General features: G+C 69.3%; 7 protein-coding genes and 2 pseudogenes. 6 read left to right on the top strand and 3 right to left on the bottom strand.

The features are described from left to right. The 6 genes and pseudogenes from JWP65_RS19270 to JWP65_RS19245 all read left to right on the top strand — a co-directional run. Positions 1–214: pseudogene (locus JWP65_RS19270) on the top strand (ATP-dependent DNA ligase); the annotation flags it as partial. Between the two features lie 95 nt (positions 215–309). After that, positions 310–1,035, top strand: coding sequence for a GTP cyclohydrolase I (gene folE, locus JWP65_RS19265; protein ID WP_299766687.1), 726 nt, complete (start codon positions 310–312; stop codon positions 1,033–1,035). Positions 1,036–1,046: 11 nt separating this feature from the next. Further along, positions 1,047–1,469, top strand: coding sequence for a BLUF domain-containing protein (locus tag JWP65_RS19260; protein WP_299766686.1), 423 nt, complete (start codon positions 1,047–1,049; stop codon positions 1,467–1,469). A 17-nt stretch (positions 1,470–1,486) separates the two neighbouring features. Next, positions 1,487–2,299 carry a DUF429 domain-containing protein gene (locus tag JWP65_RS19255; protein WP_299766684.1) on the top strand — a complete coding sequence of 271 codons (813 nt, stop codon included), beginning with the start codon at positions 1,487–1,489 and terminating at the stop codon, positions 2,297–2,299. Between the two features lie 8 nt (positions 2,300–2,307). Beyond that, complete coding sequence (locus JWP65_RS19250; RefSeq protein WP_299766682.1) at positions 2,308–2,676, top strand: DUF2784 domain-containing protein; 369 nt, start codon at positions 2,308–2,310, stop codon at positions 2,674–2,676. A gap of 38 nt (positions 2,677–2,714) precedes the next feature. Beyond that, the gene (locus tag JWP65_RS19245; protein ID WP_299766680.1) at positions 2,715–3,815 is read left to right on the top strand and encodes a flavodoxin family protein; all 1,101 of its coding nucleotides are present in this window, start codon (positions 2,715–2,717) and stop codon (positions 3,813–3,815) included. A gap of 53 nt (positions 3,816–3,868) precedes the next feature. On the opposite strand, the gene JWP65_RS19240 is transcribed toward JWP65_RS19245, so the two are convergent. From JWP65_RS19240 to JWP65_RS19230, 3 genes and pseudogenes are all read right to left on the bottom strand, one after another. Next, on the bottom strand, positions 3,869–5,524 hold the full coding sequence (locus JWP65_RS19240; RefSeq protein WP_299766678.1) for a SulP family inorganic anion transporter: 1,656 nt from the start codon (positions 5,522–5,524) through the stop codon (positions 3,869–3,871). Between the two features lie 185 nt (positions 5,525–5,709). Further along, positions 5,710–7,031: pseudogene (locus JWP65_RS19235) on the bottom strand (sulfatase). Further along, positions 7,031–8,011, bottom strand: coding sequence for a tripartite tricarboxylate transporter substrate binding protein (locus tag JWP65_RS19230; protein ID WP_299766676.1), 981 nt, complete (start codon positions 8,009–8,011; stop codon positions 7,031–7,033). Before JWP65_RS19230 ends, JWP65_RS19235 begins: the two are co-directional and overlap by 1 nt. Between the last annotated feature and the right edge of the window lie 11 nt (positions 8,012–8,022).

The raw sequence follows: 8,022 nt of genomic DNA, 5'->3' as shown, positions 1-8,022 counted from the left end.
GATCATCCGCAAGACCACCCTGGAGAAGTTCGGGCCGGTGCGCAGCGTCAAGCCGGGCCTGGTGTTCGAGCTCGGCTTCGAGGGCATCAACCGCAGTGGCCGGCACAAGAGCGGCATCGCCGTGCGCTTCCCGCGCATGCTGCGCATCCGCCACGACAAGCCGCTGCACGAGGCGAACTCGCTGGAGGACCTGGAAGTGTTGCTGAGGCTTTGAACTGCAGGGCTCGATCTGCCGCAGCCCAGCCGCACCGGGATTGCCGCCGGGGCGCTTGCCACCCGTCCAACGCCCAGGTGGTAAAGTTGACTGAAATGCTCATGAAAGCCGACGCCTCCAGCCAGCCTTCGCCCGGTGCGCCCGACGAGGGCACGCCGGTGTCGGTCCGCATCCGCGAGCGGATCCAGGCCGCGCGCAAGCGCTTCCACGCCAACGACAACATCGCCGAGTTCATCGAGCCGGGCGAGCTCGAGTCGATGCTCGATGAAGTCGAAAAGAAGATGCAGGGCGTTCTGGACAGCATGGTGATCGACACCGCCAGCGACCACAACACCGGCAACACCGCCCGCCGCGTGGCCAAGATGTACGTCAACGAGGTGTTCCGCGGCCGCTACGTCAAGCCGCCGCCGATCACCGAGTTCCCCAATGCCGAGCACCTCAACGAGCTGATGATCGTCGGCCCGATCACCGTGCGCTCGGCCTGCAGCCACCACTTCTGCCCGGTCATCGGCAAGCTGTGGGTCGGCGTCATGCCCAACGAACACACCAACGTGATCGGCCTGTCCAAGTACGCTCGGCTGGCCGAATGGGTGATGGGGCGGCCGCAGATCCAGGAGGAGGCCGTGGTGCAGCTGGCGGACCTGATCATGGAAAAGACCCAGCCGGACGGCCTCGCGCTCGTGATGGAGGCCAGCCACTACTGCATGGCCTGGCGCGGCGTGAAGGACCTGGACAGCAAGATGATCAACTCCGTGATGCGAGGCGTGTTCCTCAAGGACCCCGCCCTGCGCCGCGAATTCCTGGCGCTGTTGCCGCGCTGAACGGAGGCCCCATGCTGGTTCGCTTGTTGTATTGCAGCCGCGCGGTGGACACCGGTGCCCAGGCCATCGAGGCCATCCTGGCGCAGGCGCGCCAGCACAACCCCGTCAGCGGCATCACCGGCATCCTCTGCTACGGCGACGGCATCTTCCTGCAGTGCATCGAAGGCGGCCGCATGCAGGTCAGCGAGCTGTTCGGCACCATCCAGAAAGACGAGCGCCACAAGGACGTTGCGCTGCTGCACTTCGAGGAAATCGCCGAGCGCCGGTTCGGCGGCTGGAGCATGGGCCAGGTCAACATCTCCAAGCTGAACCACGCGGCGCTGCTGAAGTACTCGGAAAAGCCGGAGCTGGACCCGTACTCGGTGTCCGGCCGCATGTCGTTTGCGCTGCTGGAAGACCTCGCGGCCACCGCCGCCATCTGCGGCCGCGGCTAGCTGCCGGCGCGCTGCGCATGGCCCTCCTGGTCGGCTGCGATTTCTCCAGCACCCCCACCCGCCGCAAGCCGATCGTGCTTGCCTTCGGCACCGCTGCCGGTGGCCGCGTGCAGCTCGCGCGGCTGGAAAAGATCGAGTCGCTCCAGGCCTTCGCCCACTGGCTGCAACAACCGCAGGAATGGATCGCCGGCTTCGACTTTCCGTTCGGGCTGCCGCGTGAGCTGGTCGAGACGCTAGCCTGGCCGACCGAGTGGCGCGCCTGCATGCGCCACTACGCGGCGCTGACCCGCCCGCAGATCCGCGCCACCTTCGCCGCCTATTGCGACGCGCGTCCCGTGGGTTCCAAGTTCGCGCACCGCCGCTTTGACAAGCTGGCGGGCTCCAGCCCGTCGATGAAGTGGGTGAACCCGCCAGTGGCCTACATGCTGCACGCGGCGTTGCCGCTGCTGCTGGAGGCCGGCGTGCACATGCCGGGACTGCACGACGGCGACCCCCGGCGGGTCGCGCTGGAAGCCTATCCCGGCTTGCTGGCCCGCGAGCTGATCGCCCGGCGCAGCTACAAAAGCGACGACAAAGCCAGGCAGACGCCGCAGCGGCTGATCGCCCGCAAAGACATCGTCACCGCGCTGGAACAAGGGCGCACGCGACTTGGACTGCGGCTGAAGCTGACCCATGCCCAGCACGACGCGCTGGTGGCTGACGCCAGCGGCGACAGCCTCGATGCCGTGCTGTGCCTGGTGCAGGCCGCATGGGCCGCGCAACACGGCGCGCCGCTGTACGGCCTGCCGGCCGACCTCGATCCGCTCGAGGGCTGGATCGTCAGCGCCTGAGCACGGCCATGGCATACCGGACGCTGGCGGATGCGGTCGTGTTGTTCCACCTGCTGTTCGTGGTGTTCGCGGTGGCGGGCGGACTGCTGGCCTTGCGCTGGCGCTGGCTGCCGCTGGTGCACCTGCCGGCGCTGGGCTGGGCCGCGTGGGTCGAGTTCAGCGGCCGCATCTGCCCGCTGACGCCGCTGGAGAACGCGCTGCGCACGGCCGGCGGCGCGGCTGGCTACGAGGGCGGTTTCGTCGAGAACTACCTGCTGCCGGTGTTGTATCCCGCCGCGCTGACACGCGAGCTGCAGTGGACGCTCGGTATCGGGCTGCTGGCGTTCAATGCCGCGGTCTACGCGGCCTTGCTCTGGCGCCACCTGCGCCGCCGCTAACCGGCTACGCTGGCGGACCAATCGACAGGAGCGATGAGATGGCTGAAACCGCCCACCCCCTGGGGCCCTGGAACGACGTCCGCAAGGGCCAGGCGCCGCAGCCGCATCCGCGCGACGTCTTTCGCGAGCGCTTTCTGGCGCAGTTCCGCGACCCTGCCTTCGGCGCCGAGGCGCCGGCGCTGGGCCGGCTCGAAGCCATCGCCTGGGACGCTTTCCAGCAAGGCCGCAAGGCCCCGCACACGCGCAAGGCCGGGCCTGAGTTCAAGGACCCCGACTACGACCTGTCCGTCGAGTGGTACGAGACGCGGCAGCGCCTGCGGCAAGCGCAGGCACGCTGGGCAGATGCGGCAACCCCTTCACGCGTGCTGGTGGTTGCCGGCGGCTCGCGCAACGACGGCACCTGTCCGGGCGAGGTGTCCAAGACCTGGCGCCTGGCCGGCCTGGCGCAGCGGCAGCTGGAGGCCGCCGGCGTCGAGGTCGACCTGCTGGACCTGAGTCTGCTGGTGTCGGACTACCGGCGCCACATCCACCCGTGCAAGGCCTGCGTCTCGACGGCCATGCCCTTGTGCCACTGGCCGTGCAGCTGCTACCCGAACCATGCCCTGGGCCAGGTGGGCGACTGGATGGCCGAGATCTACGAGCGCTGGACGGCGGCGCATGGCGTGCTGCTGCTGACGCCCGTGCACTGGTACCAGGTGGCCAGCCCGCTCAAGCTGATGATGGATCGGCTGGTCTGCGCCGACGGCGGCAATCCCGACCCCACCAGCACCGGCGGCAAGAAGCCGGAACTGGCCAAGAAGCTGGAGCTGGAAGGCTGGCCGTATCCGAAGCACCTGGCCGATCGCGTCTACGGCGTGGTGGTGCACGGCGATGTTGCCGGCATCGAGGGCAGCCGGCGCGCGCTGTGCGACTGGCTGGACTGGATGGGTCTGGTCGATGCCGGGCCGCAGGCGCGCCTGGACCGCTTCATCGGCTACTACGAACCCTATGCAACCAGCCACGCCACCCTGGACGGCGACGAGGCGGTGCAGCAGGAAGCTCGCAACGCGGCGCGGGCAGTGGCCAACGCGGTGGCCGAACTGCGCGCCGGCACCTTGAGCGCGCCCGACCGCAATCTGGAGCGCCCGCGCCCCAAGTAAGCCGCGCAGGGACGCGCGGTCGGACGGGCCATGCGCCGCAAAACCGCGTTGGATCAAGGGCTCAGCCGGCCGAAGGCCAGCAGCGCTTCGGTGTCGGTGCGGTACAGCTTCAGCAGCGGCCCGGCGCCCAGGGCGCCGGCCTTGTCCAGCACCTGTTGCACCGGCAGCTTGATGCCGCTGATGTGGAGCGTGATGCCGCGCTCGACCAGCAGCTTGCGCAGTTGCGCGAACACCTCGACGCCGGTGGCGTCGACGCGGTTGATCGGCTGCGCGAACAGGCAGACGTGGCGCACATCGGGGTGTTCGGCCAGGTGCTCGATCACTGCCCGCTCCAGCGCGCTGGCCGAGGCGAAATCGAGTTCCGCGTCCATGCGCAGGCCATACAGCTGCGAGGCCAGTGGCGGCAGCTGCCACAGGTGGCGGTCGCGCAGGCTGCCGTCCGGGTGCAGGCCCACCTCGATGATGCGCGGGTGCAGCCGCAGGTAGAGGAAGTGCGCCAATCCCAGCAGCACGCCGGTGAGCACGCCCCAGTAGATCCGCGGCGCGGTCAGCAGCGTCACCGCGAAGGTGGCGAAGGCGGTGATCGCCTCCACCCGATGGATGCGCCACAGCGCCAGCAGCAGGCGCGGCTTGAACAGGCTGGAGACGGCGGCGATGACAACGGCGGCCAGCACGGCGCGCGGCACGTGCGACAGCGCGGGCGTGAGGAACAGCAGCACCAGCAGCACGAAACCGGTGGCGATCACCGTGGTCCAGCCGGTGCGCGCGCCGGCATACAGCGTGATGGCCGAACGAGAGAACGAAGTGCTGGTGGCGAAACTGCCGCAGAAGGCGGACGCGATCTTGCCCATGCCCTGGCCCACCAGGTCCTGGTTGGCATTCCAGCGCTTGCCGTCACGTTGGCTCTCGATTTTGGCGCTGGAGGCCATCTCCAGCGAACTCACCAGGGCCAGCACCAGCGCCGGTGCCACCAGCGCGCCCAGCCGCTCCCAGCCCGGCCAGCCGGGCCAGTAGGGCGACGGCAGGCCTTGCGGCAGCGCCCCGACCACCGCGCCCCGCGCCGAGTAGCCGGTCACCGCGCTCAGCATGCCCGCCGCCGCCAGCACGATCAGCATCACCGGCAGCTTGGGCGCAAAGCGGCGCGCGAGCAGGAACAGCACCAGACTGACCAGGCCGTAACCGAGCGCTTGCAGATCCAGCGTGGGCGGGCCATCCAGCAGGCTGGAGAGCGGGGCGTCGAGCCCGATCAGCGCCGGCGCCTGCGAGGCCATGATCAGCAGCGAGGCGGCCAGCGTGAAGCCGGCCAGCACCGGGGAGCTGACCAGGTTGAGCACCCACGCTGATTGCAACGCGCCCACCGCCAACTGCACGGCGCCAGCCAGCAGCGCCAGCCAGACCGCGAGCATCACCCAGTCGGCGCTGCCAGGCTGCGCCAGGCCGGCCAGCGAGGCGCCCACCAGCACGGCGCTCAGCGCGGAAGGGCCGACCGACAGCCGCGTGGAGCCGCTGAACAGCACCGCCACCAGCATCGGCAGGAAGGTGGCGTAGAGCCCGGTCACCAGCGGCATGCCGGCCAGCCCCGCATAGGCCACCGACTGCGGGATCATCACCACTGCGACGGTCAGGGCGGCAATGGTTTCGCCGCGCAGCAGGTCGCGGCTGGGGCGAGGCCACCGCAGAAAGGGCAGCCAGCGGGCAAGCTTGGGCATTGCGCCGACTTTAAGGCAATGCAGAACAAGGGGTGGGTCTCGATGGCTTGGTCGCGCGGCGACTGGAGGATCGCCTGGAATCGCAGGCAAGGCGGTCCATCTTGTGAGGAGGATCCGGCTTGCCGGCCTCCTCACTCTGATCGAGCCACTGAACGAAAGTCGCTTGCGACTTTTTCAGTGTGTCCTTACCGCCGCGGCATGTCCTTGGCGCAGTAGCCCAGGCTCACCGTCGCATCTTCGGGAATCGGCGGCATGGTGGCGTTCCAGCTTTCCCGGGCATCGCGCAGATCGGCCAGCCGCGCCGGCTCGCGGCCAGCCAGGTTGGCGCGCTCGCGCTCGTCGGCCGGGAGGTTGAACAGGTAGTCGTGACCATCCACCCGCAGGTACTTCCAGTCGCCGTCGCGCAAGGCGCGCTGGCCGCGGTGGTTCATGCGCCAGTGCAGCGGCCGCGCGAATGTGCGTTGTGCATCGCGCAGCACCGGCAGCAGCGAGACGCCGTCGAGCGGGTAGGCCGGATCGGCATCGACGCCGGCCGCGTCCAGTACGGTGGCGGACCAGTCCATGGTCATGCAGTGCTGCGCGCTCACCTGGCCGCGAGCGATCTGCGCCGGCCAGTGGGCAATCCAGGGCACGCGGATGCCGCCTTCGGTCAGGTCCATCTTGCCGCCCACCAGCGGCCAGCTGTCGGAAAAGCGTTCGCCGCCGTTGTCGCTGGTGAAGACCACCAGCGTGTCGCGCTCCATGCCGTGCTTGCGCAAGGCAGCCATGAGCTGGCCGATGCCTTCGTCCATGTGGTGGATCATGCGGCGGTAGCTGTGAATGTTGCCGCCATGCAGGTGGAACAGGTTGTCTTTCACCTCCTGCGCCAGCGCCGCGTCGTCGCGGGTCTCCCAGGGCCAGTGGGGGGCGGTGTAGTGCAGGCTCAGAAAGAACGGCTGGCCCGGCTGCTGCGCCATGCGGTCTATGTAGTCGACGGCGCGATTCGACAGCAGGTCGGTCAGGTAGCCGTCTTCGCGGCGCTCCTCCTCGCCGAGCCACAGGTCGTGCTGGCCGTTGGAGCTGCAGTGGGTGAAGTAGTCGACGCCGCCCGACATCGGGCCGAAGAACTCGTCGTAGCCCGAGCGCAGCGGCCCGAAGGCCGGCGGATAACCCAGGTGCCACTTGCCGATCAAGGCGGTGCGGTAGCCGGCTTGCTGCAACAGCGAGGGCACGGTGGGATGCTGCGGCGGCAGGCCCAGCGTGGTGCTGCCGCGGCTCTTGCTGTTATCGGCTCTTCGGCGGCGCCGCGCAGCCGGTACTGGTAGCGCGCCGTCATCAGCGCGAAGCGCGTGGGCGAACAGACCGGCGAATTCGAATAGCCTTGCGTGAAGCGGATGCCATTGGCGGCCAGGCCGTCCAGCACCGGCGAGACCGCGCCGAATTGCGCCTCGCGGCCGCCGTAGCAGCCCAGGTCGGCGAAGCCGAGGTCGTCGGCCACGATGAAGATGACGTTGGGGCGGCGGGCCATCATTCCACCTTCATGCCGGTGGCGCGGATCACCTTGCCGTAGCGATCGGACAGGTCGGCCAGCCGCTTGGCGGCGGCGGCACCGGTCAAGCCCTCGTAGAACAAGTCGGGGTTGCCCAGCCGCTGGCGCACCTGCGCCCGCGCCAGGGCGTCGGCGATGCCCTGCTGCAGCACCTGCACCACCGGCTCGGGCGTGCCGGCGGGGACCATGGCGAGATACAGCACTTCCTGTTCCAGCTGCGGCAGGCCGGCTTCGGCCACCGTCGGGATCTCGGGCGCCAGCGCGGAGCGCTTGCGGCTGGTGACGGCCAGCGCGGTGATCTTGCCGGCCTTGACGTGCGGCAGCATGCCGGGCGTGGCCAGCACGCCGCCGTCGACCTCGCCGGACAGCACCGCGGTGACGGCCGGCGTGTTGCCCTTGTACGGAACGTGCGTGATCTTGACGCCGGCGGCATCGGCCATCATCTCGGCGGCCAGGTGGCCCGGGCTGCCGCTGCCGGCGGAGCTGAAGTTCACGCCCTTGCCCTTGCCGGCCGCGACCAGGTCCTTCAAGTTCCTGAAGCCGGTCTCCGGGTGCACCCCGATCAGCATGCCCGACGAGGCCATCACCCTCAGCGGCCGCAGGTCGGCCGGCTTGAACGGCATGCCCTGGTAGATGTGCGGATTGACGGTGAAGGTGGTGTCGATCCCGAACAGCACCGTGTAGCCGTCGGCGGGCGCCCTGACCACGGCGTCGGCGCCGATGTTGCCGCTGGCACCGGCCCGGTTCTCCACCAGCACCGGCTGCTTCAGATCCCGTTGCAACGCCTCGGCCACCGAGCGGGCGATCAGGTCGGACTGGCCGCCGGCCGGGAAGTTGTTGATGATGCGGATCGGCTTGCCCGGAAAGGCTGGCGCCTGGGCCAGCGCCGGTGCGCCGGCCAGCGCCAGCAGCGCGGCCAGCGCGAGCCGGCGGCCCGGCAGGGAAGTGGGAAAAGTCATGGGCGTTTCCT

The sequence above is a fragment of the Ramlibacter sp. genome (assembly GCF_028292805.1).
GTDB lineage: Bacteria > Pseudomonadota > Gammaproteobacteria > Burkholderiales > Burkholderiaceae_C > Ramlibacter.
Note: the sequence above shows the minus strand (reverse complement) of the source record. Positions and strands in the feature narration are given on the sequence as shown.